We start from the raw sequence: 541 nt of genomic DNA, 5'->3' as shown, positions 1-541 counted from the left end.
CATCGCAAAGTGATGGAGTCACTACCGCAACCTTCACCAATATTCGACCATAACTTGGTCGATGGTGGTGTGGTGGTTAAAGTCTGCGTGCAAACTAACAAAACCCAATGGTAAACTGCGGGTCTGTTTTACATAGTATTTAAAGGTAATTTGATGAACCCGATTCTTGCGATGTTGAAAGAAAACAATATTAGCGACGAGCAAATCAACGAGCTATTTCAGGCGTTAACTCAAAACCCTCTGGCTGCAATGGCAACTATCAGCCAACTAGGTCTGCCACAAGATCAGCTTCAAGCGTTAATGGCGCAGGTAATGCAAAATCCTGTACTGATTAAAGAAGCAGTGGAAGAGCTAGGCCTAGACTTCTCCAAAGTAGTAGAAGCCAAAGCGAAGCTACAGCAGTAATCGAGTTTTCGATAAAAACAAAAGCCGCCAGAGCCAAATGGTTCTGGCGGCTTTTTTACATCAGATGAAAGGTACGCGACTCCAACGGGAAAACGAATAGGTTGAGCTTAACTTGGTGCTTGCATAAAAAATTAAG

The 541-nt window shown here is 43.3% G+C and carries 1 protein-coding gene; it reads left to right on the top strand.

Annotated elements, in window-relative coordinates; all coding sequences use genetic code 11:
• The first annotated feature begins 153 nt into the window (after window positions 1-153).
• Entirely contained in the window at window positions 154-405 is a 252-nt protein-coding gene (locus R7O13_RS30155; RefSeq protein ID WP_005395194.1) for a DUF2999 family protein, read from the top strand.
• The last annotated feature ends 136 nt before the right edge of the window (window positions 406-541 follow it).

It is taken from the genome of Vibrio sp. Y176 (assembly GCF_033438945.1).
Note: the sequence above shows the minus strand (reverse complement) of the source record. Positions and strands in the feature narration are given on the sequence as shown.